The organism is Methylobacterium sp. Gmos1 (genome assembly GCF_053764715.1).
Genome location: NZ_JBSNCC010000003.1, coordinates 23,821 through 39,383, shown reverse-complemented (window position 1 = coordinate 39,383; position 15,563 = coordinate 23,821). Strand labels below are relative to the sequence as shown.

Below are 15,563 nucleotides of genomic sequence, written 5' to 3'. Positions count from 1 at the left end.
GAAGCCCCATGCCCCTGTCCGTACTGCTGCTCGATACCGAGCCGAGGACCAGCAACGCCTACATCGCGCTCGCGGTGGCCGACGCCCTGCGGCGCCACCCCGCCGTCGGGCGGGTGGTGCGGGCGACCCATGCCGACGCGGTGGCGCTGGCGCAGGACGAACTGGCACGGGGCGAGCGCTTCGACCTCGTCCTGGCGCTTGGCGGTGCGAGCCGCCACCATGCGCTTCTGCGGCGCCTGTGCGCGCTCGCCGGCACCAGCGCGCTCTGGACCACCGAGGACCCGTATCTGAGCGCCGCGAATGCCCGGCTCTCGGGCTGCTTCGACCTCGTCTTCAGCAACGATCGCGGCTCGCTCTCCCGCTACGGAGCGAAGGCCCGGCACCTGCCGCTGGCGGCCACGACCCTGTTCCAGGACCTCCCCGTCCGACCGGACGACGCGAATTACCGCTACGACCTCCTGTTCGTCGGCACAGCCTGGCCGAACCGGGTCGCGACGCTCAACCGGATCCTGTCGGCCTTTCCCCGGGACCTGAAGGTGAAGGTCGCGCTGCCGGCCAACGCCTACCTGCCGCAGCCGGTGCTGGTGCGCGACGACCTCGTCGTCGACTGGCGCTGCGGCAACGCGGATTTCGCCCGGCTCGCCAATGCCAGCCGGGTGGTGCTGACCCTGCCGCGCATCTTCACCGCGGGCGCCGACGAGGTGGCGTCCGGCACGACGCCGCCGCCGCGGCTGTTCGAGGTGGCGCTCGCCGGCGGCGCGCAGCTCGTCGTCGGCGCCGATCCGGAAACCTTCGCCTACTACGAGGCCGGGCGCGAGATCCGCGCCTGCGCGGAGGAGGAGGCGATCGAGGCGATCACCGCCATGCTGGCCGACCCGGACGGGCGCATCGCCATGGCGGAGCGGGCGAGGGCCCGCACCCGCGCCGAGCACCTCTACGACCACCGGGTCGACGTGATCGTGCGGGCGGTCCTCGAGCGCGCGGAGATCCTCGAGCGCGCGACCGCTCCAGCCGCGCCTGTCCCGGCCGCCGCCAAGCCGCGCCTGCTCTTCGTCGCCCACAACCGGACCGGGCGGCGCCAGGGCGGCGGGGTGGAAGTCTACCAGGAGCAGCTGGCGGGGGCGCTCGACGGGTTCGAGGCGCTGTTCCTCTACCCCTCCTTCGAGGAGGACGCCTGGGTGCTGCGCCTCGACGAGGGCGAGACCTCGGAGGCGCTGCCGATCCCGCCGGCCGAGCGGCTGCTCGCGAGCCCCGAGATCGAGGCCCTGTTCGAGCGCATCCTGGTCGAGCGCCGCATCGACCTCGTCCACGTCCACCACCTGCTCGGCCTGCCCTTGAGCCTGCCGGCGATCGCCCGGGCGCACGGCGTGCCGGTGGTGGCCCAGCTGCACGATTTCTTCCTGGTCTGCCACCGCTTCACCCTGATGAACCAGCAGGGGCGGTTCTGCGACGTGGTGCATCGCGGCGAGGAACAATGCGACGGCTGCCTCGCGACGACCGAGGGGCTGCCCGCCGGCTCGAAGGCCCGGCGCGACGGGTTCGTGGCCCGGATTCTCGCGAGCATCGACGCCTTCGTCACCAGCACGCCGGCCACCGCCGATTATGTCCGGGCCTTCTACCCGGAGGCGACGGGCCGGGTCGCGGTGATCGAGATGATCGATGCAGAGCCCGCCCGCCTGCCGGAACCGGCGCCAGTCGCCGAATCGAGCCCCCCCGGAAAGCGCCCGCCCCTGCGGGTCGCGGTGCTCGGCAACGTCGTCGACCACAAGGGCGCCCGCACCCTGCTCGAACTCGTGCGCATCACGGAGGGCGAGGCGATCGTCTTCGAGGTGCTGGGCTACGTCGAGAGCTACCTCGTCGCCGCCTTCGAGGCGCAGGCGGGGGAGCGGCTGATCCTGCGCGGCGGCTACACCCGCGACGAGGTGCCGGACCTGCTCGCCGGCTGCGACGTGTCGCTCCACCTCTCGCTGTGGCCCGAGACCTACATGATCTCGCTGACCGAGGCTTGGCGGGCCAGGCTGATCCCGATCGTCACCGATCTCGGCGCGCCGGGCGAGCGGGTCACCGACGGCGTCGACGGGATCAAGGTCCCGCCGGGCGAGTCCGGCGCCGTGCGCCAGGCCCTGCGGCGGCTCGCGCACGATCCGGACCTCGTCGCCGCCCTGCGCGCCGGAATCGCCCGAAAGACCTTCCCGACGGTCGCCGGGCACGCTGCCCGGATGGCGGCGCTCTACCGCGACCTGATCGCGGCCCGGCCCGTCCCGCACGCCGCCTCGGGCGCGCCTGCGGCCCCCTTCACCCTCTCGGCCCTCGATCTCGGCTACCGCCTCAACCACCCCGACTGGACCGACCCCGAGATCGTCTGGGACGGGGCCGAGACGACGGGCGCCGTCTCCGACGCCCTGCCGTCGGCGGTGGCGGCGCTGCCCGAGCGGGCGCTCCCGCCGGGCGAACCCGACCTGTCGTGGGAGATCGCCGATCTCGTCGCCGACGGGCAACGGCTGCCCGGCCGCGTCGGAATCTTCGCGGCGAGCGACAGCCTCTCGCTGCGCGGCTGGATCTGGCGGCCGGAGGCCGGACGCCCGGCCGGGACCTGGCTGCGGCTGCGCTCGGAATCGGCCACGCGCTACGTCGCCGCCCTCCCCGAGCGTCGCCCCGAGCTCGCCGGCCGGTTCGGAACCGGCCGGGCCGAGCAGGCGGGGTTCGCCGCACAGGTGCGCGTCGCCGACCTGCCGGCGGGCCTCTACGCAATCGATCTGCTCCAGGTCTTCCCGGACCACGTCGCGGCCGCCCACGAGGTCGCGCGCTTCACCGCCCCCGGCTTTCCCGCGCGGGGACCCGTCACGCCGTGGCGGGCAGGCCTGCCGGTACCGGGGCAGGCGTTACGCCGGAGCCCGGAACCCGCGCGCCTCGCCGGCCACGGGCTGCCGACGGTCGAGGGCGTGCCGGTGGCGCGCCAGGGCGGCCGCACCCGCATCGAACTGCTGTTGCCGGTCGGCGCGCGGCGCGGCCCCTGCTACCTGGTGCTGGAGAACGACACGGGCACGGCCTGGACCCGGGCGGTGGGCCACGACGAGGGCGGGACGACACGGATCGGCGCCGAGGCGCAAATGCGCGAGATCGCCCCCGGCCACTATCGCCTCTGCGCCCTGGTCGGCGACGGGGACGGCGCGGATCTCCACGACACCGGCACCACCCTCTTCGTCGCGCCCACCGCCCGCGCCTGCCTGGTCACGGCCGAGCCGCCGCCTGCCTTGCGCCGGGCCTGGATCCCGAGAGCGCGCACCCGCCCGAACCTCGACGCCGTCGCGGTCGGGGAGGCGACGCCCCTCCTCGGCACGCCCGTGACGGTGGCGGGCTGGTGCTTCTTGCCCGGGCGCGGCCGGCCGCTCGCCTGGATCGCCCGCTGGGGCGGCCGGGGCCGGCGCCGGTACATGGTCGCCGAGGGCGTCACCCGGCAGGACGTGGCGGCACACCTGCGCGACGACGATGCGCTGAGCGCCGGTTTCGAGATCCTGCTGCCCCTCGACGCCCTGCGGGACGGGACGCTCGACGTCTTCCAGGTCTACGAGACCGGCGCGGTCGCCCTGCCGGACTTTTCACGGCACGTCCTCGGGATGATCCCCGGATGAGGCGCGGGGCGCAAAGACCCCGCCCCTCGGCTCACCACTTGTAGCTCAGGCTCGCGGTGATGCGGCGCTGCTCGCCGTAGAAGCAGGCGGTGACCGACTGGCACGACGAGACGAAGCGCTTGTCGGCGAGGTTGGCGGCGTTGATGGCGAAGCGCCAGTTGTCGCGGCTGTAGTGGATCACCGCGTCGAACAGCGCCCGCTCAGGCACCGTCAGGGTGTTGTTCACGTCGGCGAAGGAGCGGCCGACGTAGCGCACGCCCGCACCGAAGCCGAACCCGGCCCAGTCGCCGGTCGGGATGGTGTAGTCGGCGAAGATCGCCGCCAGGGTCTCGGGCACGTTGGTCGGCGTCCGGCCGATCGTGCCGACATCGCCCTTGGTGATCTCGAGGTTGTAGCTCGTGAACGACGCGACGACGTTGAAGTCCTTGGTGATGTTGGCCACCAGCTGCGCCTCGAAGCCGCGCGAGCGGGTCTCGCCGAGCTGGAGCTGGTTGTTGAGGTTGGCCGGATCGGCCGTCAGGGTGTTGGCGAGCGCGAGGTCGAAGGCGGCGAGCGTCAGGAAGGCGTTGGCGCCCGGGATCTCGTACTTGACGCCGACCTCGTACTGGTCGCCGGTGGTCGGCCGGAACGGCTGGCTGTAAGCGTTGGTGCCGACCTGCGGGTTGAAGAACGTCGCGTAGCTGACATACGGCGCCAGGCCGAAATCGAAGTTGTAGATCAGCCCGTAGCGCTGCGTGTAGGCGTTGGCCGATTGCCGCGTCACCGTATCGGCGAGCCGGTTGTTGACCTCGTTCGAGGTGAAGTCGCCGCGGCCGGACACCACCAGGGTCAGCTCGGGCGTGAGCTTGACCTGATCCTGGAAGTACAGGCCGAGCTGCTGGAACACGTCGTAATTGACGAGGTAGGGCGCGACCGGGACGCTCGGGCTGCCGTAGTTCGGCGTGATGATGTTGAAGTTGGCGACGCTCGGGCCGACGAAGCCGCCGGTAGCGTTGTTGTCGTTGAGCTGGAAGTTCTTGTAGTCGAGGCCCATCAGGAAGGTGTGCTTGAACAGGCCGTCGTCGAACCGGGCCACCGCCTGGTTGTCGACGTTGAACAGGCGCGCCCGCGACGAGGCGCGGAAGCGGTAGCGCGCGATCTGGGTCTGGTTCGCGTCGGCGTAGCCGGTGCCGTTGAGGCCGAACAGGCCGCCGAGGAACGCGTCGTCGAGCGACTCGCTGAACGAGTAGCGCAGGTTCTGCCGGAAGGTCCAGGTGTCGTCGAAGACTTGCTCGAACTCGTAGCCGACATTCGCCTGGGAGCGCCGGTAGGTGTTGTTGAACGGATCCGAGACGTTGTAGTTCTGCGGGATGCGCAGGCCGAGCACGGTCGGCCGCACCGTGCCGTAATACGGCAGGAAGGCGTTGAGGCGGCCGGTATCGTCGTACTGGAAGCTCGACAGGAGGGTGAAGGTGGTGGCGCCGTCCGGCTTGTAGGTGAAGGTCGGGGCGATGTAGCCGCGATTCTCGTCGAGCCCGTCGACCTGGGTGCCGCCCTGGCGGCCGATGCCGGTCAGACGGTAGAACCAGTGCCCCTCCTTGTCGGCCGGACCGCCGAAGTCGAAGGCGAGGTACTTCTGCCCGAACGAGCCGCCGCCGACCTCGACGTAGTTCAAGGATTCGAAGGGCGGCTTCTTGCTGATGAGGTTGACGAGGCCGCCGGGCCCGCCCTGGCCGAACAGCACCGCGGCCGGCCCGCGCAGCACGTCGATGCGCTCCAGGCCGAACGGGTCGACCTTGTAGGTGGCAAAGCCGTAGTTGAAGAGCTGAAGGCCGTCCCGGTAGAGGCCGGTGTCGTTGGCGGTAAAGCCGCGGATCAGGAAGAAGTCGACCCGCGGGTCCGGCCCGAACACGTTGCCGAAGACGCCGGCCGAGTAGCTGATCGCCTCGCCGACCTGCTGCGGCTTCAAGGCATCGAGCTGCTCGCGCCCGATCACGGTGATCGATTGCGGCGTCTCGATCAGCGGCGTGTCGGTCTTGGTCGAGGTCAGCGTGCGCTTGGCGACGTAGCCGTCGATGGGCCCGCGCGGATCCTCCTTCGGCCGGGCCGCGACCACTGGTCCGCCAGCCGGCGCCCCGTTGGGCGCGCCGTTGCCGGCGACGTCGATCGCCTCGAGCTGGATCGAGCCGCCGGCCGCCGCGCCCTGGCGCGGCGGCGTCGCCTCCTGCGCCGCCGCGCCCCCGGCGGCGAGGCCGATCAGGGAGACGCCACCCGCGAGAGCGGCGACGAGGCGGCGAGAGCGGGCGGGAGCGCGGGGATGGGAACGCATTGCGAGACCTTCGGGCAACGGCCCACCTGCCCTGGGAGGATGACCCGCCCGGGGTGACGCCGCTCTTTAGAATGATACTAAGTTATTGTTCTAGCTCGCTTTTTCCTAGCATGCCGGATCGGCGTGCGGATGCGGAATCCCGGATTGCGCGGTGGATGTTCGTCCCCGTGGCAGATTCGCAACGAGGAGGGGCGTGGGGGCGCCGCGCCCGCTCGGCTGTCTAAGGAAAACTGTGAAGCTAGAAATAGCGCGGCAAATCCCCTCTCCCCGCGGGCGGGGAGAGGGCTGTGTCTCCGTTCAGGAGACGCAGCAAGCGGAGGCGAAGCCGGAGCGAGGGTGAGGGGGGCTTGACGAGTGAGGCTCCTCCGGAAGCCCCCCCTCACCCTCGCGGCGAACCTGCGGTTCGCTGCTCCCTGAGCCCCTTCGGAGCTCAGGCCTCTCCCCGCGGGCGGGGAGAGGAGACGATCCGCGTCTCTTCTTGAGTGGATTGCCCTGCTCTGCGGGACCAGGGAAGGAAGCCGGTCGCTCCCCATCCCTCGAACCCGACCGCCGCTACCGCCCCACGAACGTATCCCGGATCGCCTTGGCATTCCGGCGAACCATCGGGCGCAGCCACGCGCCGGAGGCGAGGTAGGCGCCGGGGCGGACCGGCGCGAGGGCGGCGGCAAGGTCCTGGGCCAGGCCGTGCGTCGTGGGGGCGGGCCCGTCGGAGGGCTCGGCGTGCCGGTACACCGCCGTCGTATCCTCGCGCCGGTAATCGGGATGCGGGGCGAGCCCGGCCCGGCGGGCGGCGCGGTCGAGGGTCTGGCGCACGAAGCCGTGGACGTGGGCGAAGTGGAAGCGCTCGTGCGGCGGCTTGCCCGTCGCCGCCATGTTGGGCACCGCGGCGTAGAGCACGCCGCCGGGCGCGAGCCGCAGCGCCAGCCGCGCCAGGGTGTCGACGGGATCGCGCAGGTGCTCCAGCACGTGGTGCACGGTGACGACGTCGAAGCTCTCCTCGGGCGACAGGTCCTCGAACCCGTCGAGCACCCGCGCGCCGTGCTCGGCGCGGGCGAAGGCGGCGTAGGTGCGGCCTGGCTCGATGCCCGTGACGGTGCAGCCCCGCTCCCGCGCCGCGACCAGGAACTCGCCCGAGCCCGCACCGAAATCGAGCACCCGCGCGCCGGGCACCAGGGCGGGCCCGAGCAGGTCGGCGCGAAATCCGGCCTCGCGCCGCGAGCGGTGGAGGTGGTGGCGCGGCGGGCGCCGGCCGAGGGAGAACTGGTAGGCGGCGCGGTAGGCCGAGGCGTAGTAGGCGTCGAGCTCTGCGGCGGTCGGCATCGGGTCGGTGCGGATCAGGCCGCATTCCGTGCAGGCGACCGAGCGCAGCCGCTTCAGCCGGCGGTCGGTCTCGGCCACGGTCAGGGTGTCGGTGCCGCCGCAGAGATTGCACGCCATCCCCTTGCCCCGGTACGGATAGGCGGTGAACGGGACGGCGTGCTGGACCAGGTGGAGCGGCGAGGACATCGGCGGCCTTCTCTCGGGAGCGCGACCGGCGGATTGCCCGAAGCCATGCCGTACTAACGCGCGAGCGCCCGGCTTTCATCCCGCATCCCGCCGGCGCGGAGGTCCGATGTTCGAACTGAGCCAGCTGCGCTGCTTCGTGGCGGTGGCCGAGGAGCTGCATTTCGGCCGCGCCGCCGAGCGGCTGCACCTGACCCAGCCGCCGGTGAGCCGGCAGATCCAGGTGCTGGAGCGCGTCCTCGACGTGACGCTCCTCGACCGCACCAGCCGCGCCGTGCGCCTGACTCCGGCGGGGCGCCGCTTCCTCACCGAGGCGCGACGCATCCTGCGCCTGTCGGACGAGGCGGCGGCGACCGCCCGCCGGGTGGCGGCGGGCCAGGCCGGCAGCGTCACCCTCGGCTTCACGGCGGCGGCCGCCTACCGCACCCTGCCCGACCTGGTGCGGGCGGCGCGCCACCGGCTGCCCGAGGCCGACATCCACCTGAAGGAGATGGTCAGCACCGCCCAGGCCGAGGCGCTGGGCTCGCACGCCATCGATCTCGGCCTGATGCGCCCGCCCCTGCCGCCGGCAGCCGACGGCTCCCTGCGCATCGCCCGCGAGACGCTGGTGGCGGCGCTCCCCAACGACCACCCCCTGGCGGCGGGTGACGGCGTGACGGCGCAGGCCGTGGCGGGCGAACCCCTGATCGCCTACGCGCCGGACGAGGCGCGCTACTTCCACGACCTCGTCGGCGACTATTTTTCCGAGGCCGGTCTCGCGCCGAAGGCGGTGCAGCACCTGGCGCAGATCCACACCATCCTGTCGCTGGTGCGCTCGGGGCTCGGCGTTGCGCTGGTCCCGGAATCGGCGGCCTCGCTGCGGGTCGCCGGCGTGACCCTCCGGCCGCTGATCCCGGCACCGCGCCGGCCGGTGGAGCTCTTCCTGGTCTGGCGCCGCGGCAACGACAACCCGCTGATCCCGATCCTCACCGAGCTCGCGACATCGATGCCGGAATTGGATTGAACCATGCCGACATGGTGTTGGAGCGGCATGATGCCGGGATCTAGACCTCGACGCCAGCGGGGACAGCCCCGAAGCTTGAGTCGAGGAAATACCCGATGGCCACCGCGCTCTCGCCCATCACCATGGCCCAGCGCCTCGGCGCCGGCCTGCTCTCCTTCCCCGTCACCCCCTTCAGCGCCGATTTCGCCTTCGACGAGGCGCAGTACCGCAGCAACCTCGACTGGCTGTGCGGCTACGACGTCGCCGGCCTGTTCGCGGCGGGCGGCACCGGCGAGTTCTTCTCCCTCACCCCGGCCGAGGTCGCCCGCGTGGTCGGCGTCGCGGTCGCCGAGACCAACGGCCGGGTGCCGGTGCTCGCGGGCGCCGGCTACGGCACCGCCATCGCCTGCGAGATGGCCCGCGCGGCGGAGAATGCCGGCGCCGACGGCCTCCTGCTGCTGCCGCCCTACCTCGTCGGCTCCGAGCAGGACGGGCTCTCGGCCCATATCGAGGCGGTGTGCCGGTCAACCGGCCTCGGCGTCATCGTCTACAACCGCGACAACGCGGTGATCGGCCCCGAGGCCCTGGCGCGGCTCTGCGAGAAGCTGCCGAACCTCGTCGGCTACAAGGACGGCATCGGCGACATCGAGCTGATGACCCGGGTCTACTCGCGGCTGGGCGACCGGCTGACCTATATCGGCGGCCTGCCCACCGCCGAAACCTTCGCCCTGCCCTATCTCGAGATGGGCGTGACCACCTATTCCTCGGCGGTGTTCAACTTCGTGCCGGGCTTCGCCCTCGACTTCTACGCCGCGGTGCGCCGGCGCGACCGGGCGGCGGTGGCGCAGGGCTTGCGCGACTTCATCCTGCCGCTGATCGAGATCCGCAACCGCCGCAAGGGCTACGCCGTCTCGATCATCAAGGCCGGCATGCGGTCGGTCGGACGCGATTCCGGCCCGGTGCGCTTTCCCCTCACCGACCTCACTGCCGCCGAGCAGGCCGAGCTGGAAGCCCTCGTCGCCCGGGTCAGCCCGACGCGGGCGCTCGCTGCCGAATAGGCGTAGAGACGTTCGGGCGGTGAAGTCCGTGCGGGCGGCACCGCCGTTTTCGTTCAAGAACCGGCGCGCCACGACGCCGGCCGTACCGGGAGGGAGCCGATGCTGGACGAGCCGCGGACGACCGAGGGACATGGCCCGGAGACGGTCCCCACGACGCGGGGCGACGCACCCCGCACCATCCGCCTGCACGAGACCGACAACGTCGCGATCGTGGTCAACGCCTTCGGGCTGCCGGCCGGCACCGCCTTCCCCGACGGCCTCGTGCTGCGGGAATTCGTGCCGCAGGGCCACAAGGTGGCGCTTCAGGACATTCCCGAGGGCGCCGAGATCCGCCGCTACGGCGAGGTGATCGGCACCGCGCTCCGCGACATCCCGCGCGGCGGCTGGGTCGAGGAATCGCGGGTGCGCACGCCCGTGGCGCCCGACCTCGACCGCTTGCCGCTCGCCACCCGGGTGCCGGCCCCGCTGCCGCCGCTCGACGGCTACACCTTCGAGGGTTTTCGCAATCCGGACGGCTCGGTCGGCACCCGCAACATCCTGGCGATCTCGACCAGCGTGCAATGCGTCGCCGGCACCCTCGAGGTGGCGATCCGGCGCATCAAGCGGGAATTGCTGCCGCGCTACCCCAACGTCGACGACGTGATCGGGCTGACCCACGCCTATGGCTGCGGCGTCGCCATCAACGCGCCGCAGGCGGTGATCCCGATCCGCACCCTCCAGAGCCTGGCCCAGAACCCGAATTTCGGCGGCGAGGTGATGGTGGTGGGCCTCGGCTGCGAGAAGCTGGTCTCCGAGCGGCTCCTGCCGGACGGCCGGGCCGACAGCGTGGTGCGGCTCCAGGACGAGGCTCACCAGGGCTTCGGGATGATGCTCGACAGCATCATGGCGATGGCGCAGGCCCGGCTCGAAATCCTGAACCGGCGCACCCGCGAGACCTGCCCGGCTTCAGATCTCGTCGTCGGCCTGCAATGCGGCGGCAGCGACGCCTTCTCGGGCGTCACCGCCAACCCGGCTCTGGGCTTTGCCGCCGACCTCCTGGTTCGGGCCGGCGCCACGGTGATGTTCTCGGAAGTGACCGAGGTGCGCGACGCGATCCACCTCCTCACTCCCCGGGCGGAGACCGAGGAGGTGGCCCGCGCGCTGGTGCGGGAGATGGCCTGGTACGACGACTACCTCGCGCAAGGCGGGGCCGACCGCAGCGCCAACCCGTCGCCCGGCAACAAGAAGGGTGGGCTCAACAACATCGTCGAGAAAGCGCTCGGCTCGGTGGCGAAGTCCGGCACCAGCGCGATCCGCGGCGTGCTGGCTCCCGGCGAGAAGGTGCGCCAGAAAGGCCTGATCTTTGCCGCCACCCCGGCGAGCGACTTCGTCTGCGGCACGCTACAACTGGCCTCCGGCATCACCCTCCAGGTCTTCTCCACCGGCCGCGGCACGCCCTACGGCCTCGCCGAGGCGCCGGTGATCAAGGTCGCGACCCGCACCGAACTCTCACAGCGCTGGTCCGACCTGATCGACCTCGACGCGGGCAAGATCGCCACCGGCGAGGCGACGATCGAGGAGACGGGGTGGGAACTGTTCCGCCTGATCCTCGACGTGGCGAGCGGCGTGAAGAAGCCGTGGTCGGATCATTGGGGATTGTACAATGACCTGACGTTGTTCAACCCGGCGCCGATCACGTAAATCGGCTAAAGCAAGATCGCGTTGCTCGCGATCAGCAACTCACCCCTTTCCCGGACGACTGAAGCGAAGCGGAAGGAGATCCGGGATCCAGCACAAGAAGTCGCGAAGCGTCCGCCCGTCTGCAACGTTGCAAGTATAGAGCCGCTTCGCGGCACATTATCCCCTGGATCCCGGATCTCCTTCCGCTGACGCTTCAGTCGTCCGGGAAAGGGTGGCGGCCTTCAGAAAAAAGAGGGTGCCTGACGTCGAGCCACCCCCTCTAGCTTTCACCGCTCATGCCCCGCCGTCGAGGTCGTCTCGCGCACCGGTGACAGCAGGTAGTCGATCACCCGTCGCCGCCCGGTGCGGATCTCGACCGTCGCGGTCATGCCGGGGGTGAGCGCCACCTCCTTGCCGTCGGCCATGATGGTGGTCCTGGACAGCGCCACCGTCACCGGGAAGATCAGGTTCTGGGTCTTGGGCATCCCCGTCACCGGGTTGAGGCCCTGGCCCCGCGCCACCGAGAGCGCGTCGCTGCCGCCGCTCGCCTCGCGGTCGTCGATCGCGTCGCGCGACACCCGCACGACTTTGCCCTCGATCGAGCCGTAGCGGGTGAACGGGAAGGCGTCGATCTTCACCACCGCCTCCTGGTCGGGCAGGACGAAGCCGATATCCTTGTTCTGGACCTGCGCCTCGACCTCGATCGGTCCGTCGGTCGGCACCACCACCATCAGCGGCTGGCCCGCGGTCACCACCTGGCCGAGCGTCGTCACGGCGAGCTGCTGCACCGTGCCGGAAATCGGCGCCTTCAGCGCCGTGCGCTCGCGCTTGAGCTGCGCCTTCACCACGTCCTGCACCAGGGCGTCGCGCTTCTGCGCCGCTTCCGTCAGCGCCTGGTACTGGCGCGCCACCGTCTCGCTGGTCAGCTGGGTGATGCGGCGCTGGAGCGAGACGGCGCCGGCCTTGGCCTCGGTCAATTGACCGCGGTCGTAGGCGAGGTCGGCGGCGACCTGCTCGACCTGCTGCACCGCGTCGATCACCGCGGCGCGGGTGCCGGCGGCCTTGGCGACCAGGGTCTCGCGCATGTCGGCGCGTTCCTTGAGCACCGCCTGGAGCCGCATCCGGGCGGCGATGCTGGCGGAGAAGCGCTCCTGCGTCGCGACCTTCTCGGCGAGCTGCGCCTCGAACGCCTCGCGGGTGGTGATGTACTGGCCGATCTCGGCCAGCATCGCGCCCTCCTCGCGGGCGCGCACCGCCGGCGGCACCCCGGCCGGGAAATCCACCCGGGCGGTCGGCTTGTTCTTCTCCACCGCCTCGATCGTGGCGCGCCGCCGCGCGATCTGCGCCTCCAGCGCCGCGAGGTCGCCCTGGCGCGAGGACAGGTCGGCCTCGGCCTCGGTGGGCTCCAGCGTCAGCAGCACGTCGCCGGCCTGGACCCGGCTGCCGTTCTCGACCGCGATCGTCTGGACCTTGCCGGTGTCGAAGGGCTGCACGACCTTCGAGCGGCCGGAGGGCTGGATGCGCGCGGTCGCTACCGCGTGGATGTCGATCTGGGCGAAGATGCTCCAGAGGAGTGCCGCCCCGAACATCAGGCACATCACCCAGGTGAACACCACCGCGTAAGGAGAGGGCGGGGTGTCGAGGATCTCGAGATGCGCCGGCAGGAATTCCTGGTCCGAGCGGTCGTCGGCGAGACGCCGCACCCGCTCGCTGAGCCCGCGCGGGCTGAAGCGGGCCGGCGGCGGGCTGCGGCGGGGGGCCGGGAGGTTGGCGGCGGGTTGCGGGTTCGCGCTCACGCGGCCTCTCCCTGGGCTGAGCCGTGGTCGGATTGCAGGCGCCAGAGGCGGCCGTAGAGCGAGGCCGGCCGCTCGACCAGTTCGCGATGGGTGCCGTCCTCGACGATCCGCCCCTCCTGCACGGCGATGATGCGGTCGCAGATCCGCACCGCCGCGAGGCGATGGGCGATGATGATGACGGTGCGCCCGCGCACGATGTGCTTCATGTTCTCCTGGATGATGCGCTCGCTCTCGTAGTCGAGGGCCGAGGTCGCCTCGTCGAGGATCAGGATGCGCGGGTTGGTGGCGAGCGCCCGCGCGATGGCGAGCCGCTGGCGCTGCCCGCCTGAGAGGTTGGCGCCGCGCTCCTCGATCGGGGTGTCGTAGCCGAGCGGCAGGCGGTTGATGAACTCGTCGGCGCCGGCAAGGCGCGCCACCTGCATCACCTGCGCCCGCGACAGGCCGGGATTGACCAGCGCGATGTTCTCGAACACCGTCTTGTTGAAGAGCAGGTTCTCCTGGAGCACGACGCCGATCTGGCGCCGCAGCCAGGCCGGGTCGACCTGGGCGATGTCGACCCCGTCGACCAGCACCTGGCCCTTCTCAGGGGTGTAGAGGCGCTGCAGGAGCTTGGTGAAGGTCGATTTGCCCGAGCCCGACGGGCCGACGATGCCGATGACCTGGCCTGCCGGAATGTCGAGGCTGACGTCCTTCAGCACCTCCGGCGTGCCGGGCTGGTAGCGGAACGACACGCCCCGCACCGTGACCTGGCCCTTGGCCGGCGGCAGGTGGGCCTGGGCCAGCGCCCGGGTCTCCGGCGGGCAGTTGAGCACGTCGCCGAGGCGCTCCAGCGACACCTTGACCTGCTGGAAGTCCTGCCAGAGCTGGGACAGGCGCAGGATCGGTGCGGTGACCTGGCCCATGATCATGTTGAAGGCGATCAGGCTGCCGACGGTCAGCTCGCCGTTCATCACCGCGTAGGCGCCGAAGAACAGCACGAGCGCGGTGGTGACCTTCGAGATGTACTGGATCGCGTTCTGGCCGATGCTGGCCACCAGGCCGGCGACGAACGAGGTCTTGACGTAGGCGGCGAGCCGCTCCTCCCACTGGCTCTTCAGCGTCGGCTCGACCGCGAGCGCCTTGACGGTGTGGATGCCGACCACCGACTCGATCAGGAACTGGCTCGACATCGCCGAGCGGTTGAACCGCTCCAGGGTCTTGTCGCGCAGGATCGGCCGCAGCAGCACCGCCACCAGGATGTAGCACGGGATCGACAGGGTAACGATCAGCGCCAGCAGCGGCGAGTAGAAGTACAGGATGGCGAGGAACAGCAGCGTGAACGGCACGTCGATCGCCGAGGTCAGCGCCTGGCCGGTGAGGAAGTTGCGGACCGTCTCGAGTTCGCGCACCCGCGCGACGGTCTGGCCGGCGGGCCGCGTCTCGAAATAGCCGAGCGGCAGCCGCATCAGGTGGTCGAACAGCCGCGCGCCGAGCTCGACGTCGATCCGGCTGGCCGTATGGGTGAGGATGTAGCCGCGCAGGTATTGCAGCACGACGTGGAACAGGCCGAGCACCACGAGGCCGACCGCGACGAGCGTCAGGGTCGAGTAGCCGCGGTGGACCAGCACCTTGTCGATGGTGATCTGGAAGAAGATCGGCGTGATGAGGGCGCAGAGCTGGATGAACAGCGAGGCGACCAGCACGGTGGCGAGCGGCCTGCGGTAGCGCCAGACGGACGGCACGAACCAGGTCAGGCCGAAATTGTGGATCGCCGTCTGGAGGTTGGCGCGGCGCGCGACGAGCACGATGGTGCCGGTCCAGCGGGGCAGGAAAGCCTCGGCCTCGACGTGCTCGGCGGTGCGGGCGACCGGATCGATGATGCGGAGCTTGCCGTCCTCGAAGCGACGGCCGAGGACGACGAAGCGCCCGTCCTCGACCTCCAGGATCGCCGGGAGCGGGATGCCGTCGAGGCGGGCGGGCTTCTGGTTCTGCAGGAGACGGCCCTTGAGGCCGAGGCGGCGCGCGCCGCGCACGATGTCGACGCCGCCCATCGGCGCCTGGCCGAGGCCGAGATCGTGGCGGACCTGCGCCGGTTCGCACGGGATCTGGTGGAACGAGGCGACGAGGGCGAGCGCCCCGAGGCCCGAATCGGGCCGCGCCGCCGGCAGTTCCGCGGCGGCGGGACCGGATTGGCCCGGGCCGGCCGGTGCGGCCGCGTCTTGCACCATGTTTCGTTCCCCTTGCTCCGCGGCGCAAGCACACCGACGCCGGCTTCACGCCGCATTCCGTCCCCGGACCGCAACGTATACGAGAATTACGCCCTTCGTGACCAGCTTGGAGCAACCCGAAGGCGGCCAGGGTCGACGCGGATGCGGGCCGCGCGTGTTTCGCGCCGGCTGTTTCGGGAAACCTCTTGGTCGGGCGTCATGATGATTTCATGACAGTCCCGTGGATGATTGCGGGCATGCCGTTCGTGCCGCGGGTCGCAGGGCGGCGGCTCTCCGAGGGGTAAGCGGTCCACCCGCGTTTTCCGAACGACCCAAATCCCGCTTGCTTGACTGGACAGTATCAACACCCCGCATGTCATGCTCGGTGTCAACTCTGTCGGATCCGATCAACGGGCTCTCGGTGGTCCGGAAAAGGGCG

8 protein-coding genes are annotated in these 15,563 nt (G+C 70.9%); 4 read left to right on the top strand and 4 right to left on the bottom strand.

Translation table 11 applies throughout. From position 1 onward, the window contains the following. The first annotated feature begins 8 nt into the window (after window positions 1-8). Window positions 9-3,632, top strand: coding sequence for a glycosyltransferase family protein (locus ACS5PV_RS06265; RefSeq protein ID WP_455394493.1), 3,624 nt, complete (start codon window positions 9-11; stop codon window positions 3,630-3,632). 31 nt (window positions 3,633-3,663) lie between these two features. Here the strand turns inward: ACS5PV_RS06265 and ACS5PV_RS06260 are convergent, their stop codons facing one another. Both ACS5PV_RS06260 and ACS5PV_RS06255 read right to left on the bottom strand, forming a co-directional pair. Continuing rightward, window positions 3,664-5,940 (bottom strand): TonB-dependent siderophore receptor, encoded by a 2,277-nt coding sequence (locus tag ACS5PV_RS06260; protein ID WP_455394492.1) that lies wholly within the window; start codon window positions 5,938-5,940, stop codon window positions 3,664-3,666. 552 nt (window positions 5,941-6,492) lie between these two features. After that, window positions 6,493-7,446 carry a methyltransferase domain-containing protein gene (locus ACS5PV_RS06255; RefSeq protein ID WP_455394491.1) on the bottom strand — a complete coding sequence of 318 codons (954 nt, stop codon included), beginning with the start codon at window positions 7,444-7,446 and terminating at the stop codon, window positions 6,493-6,495. A gap of 106 nt (window positions 7,447-7,552) precedes the next feature. Here ACS5PV_RS06255 and ACS5PV_RS06250 point away from each other — a divergent pair, with 106 nt between their 5' ends. From ACS5PV_RS06250 to garD, 3 genes are all read left to right on the top strand, one after another. Continuing rightward, on the top strand, window positions 7,553-8,446 hold the full coding sequence (locus tag ACS5PV_RS06250; RefSeq protein WP_455394490.1) for a LysR family transcriptional regulator: 894 nt from the start codon (window positions 7,553-7,555) through the stop codon (window positions 8,444-8,446). A 95-nt stretch (window positions 8,447-8,541) separates the two neighbouring features. After that, window positions 8,542-9,483 carry a 5-dehydro-4-deoxyglucarate dehydratase gene (kdgD, locus tag ACS5PV_RS06245; RefSeq protein ID WP_455394489.1) on the top strand — a complete coding sequence of 314 codons (942 nt, stop codon included), beginning with the start codon at window positions 8,542-8,544 and terminating at the stop codon, window positions 9,481-9,483. A gap of 99 nt (window positions 9,484-9,582) precedes the next feature. Further along, window positions 9,583-11,163, top strand: a complete 1,581-nt coding sequence (gene garD, locus ACS5PV_RS06240; protein WP_455394488.1) for a galactarate dehydratase — start codon at window positions 9,583-9,585, stop codon at window positions 11,161-11,163. Window positions 11,164-11,429: 266 nt separating this feature from the next. Here garD and ACS5PV_RS06235 read toward each other — a convergent pair whose 3' ends face one another. Continuing rightward, on the bottom strand, window positions 11,430-12,938 hold the full coding sequence (locus ACS5PV_RS06235; protein ID WP_455394487.1) for an HlyD family type I secretion periplasmic adaptor subunit: 1,509 nt from the start codon (window positions 12,936-12,938) through the stop codon (window positions 11,430-11,432). Continuing rightward, a complete protein-coding gene (locus tag ACS5PV_RS06230; RefSeq protein WP_455394486.1) occupies window positions 12,935-15,145 on the bottom strand; it encodes a type I secretion system permease/ATPase in 2,211 nt (736 codons plus the stop codon). The genes ACS5PV_RS06235 and ACS5PV_RS06230 overlap by 4 nt, the downstream gene beginning before the upstream one ends. Window positions 15,146-15,563 lie beyond the last annotated feature (418 nt).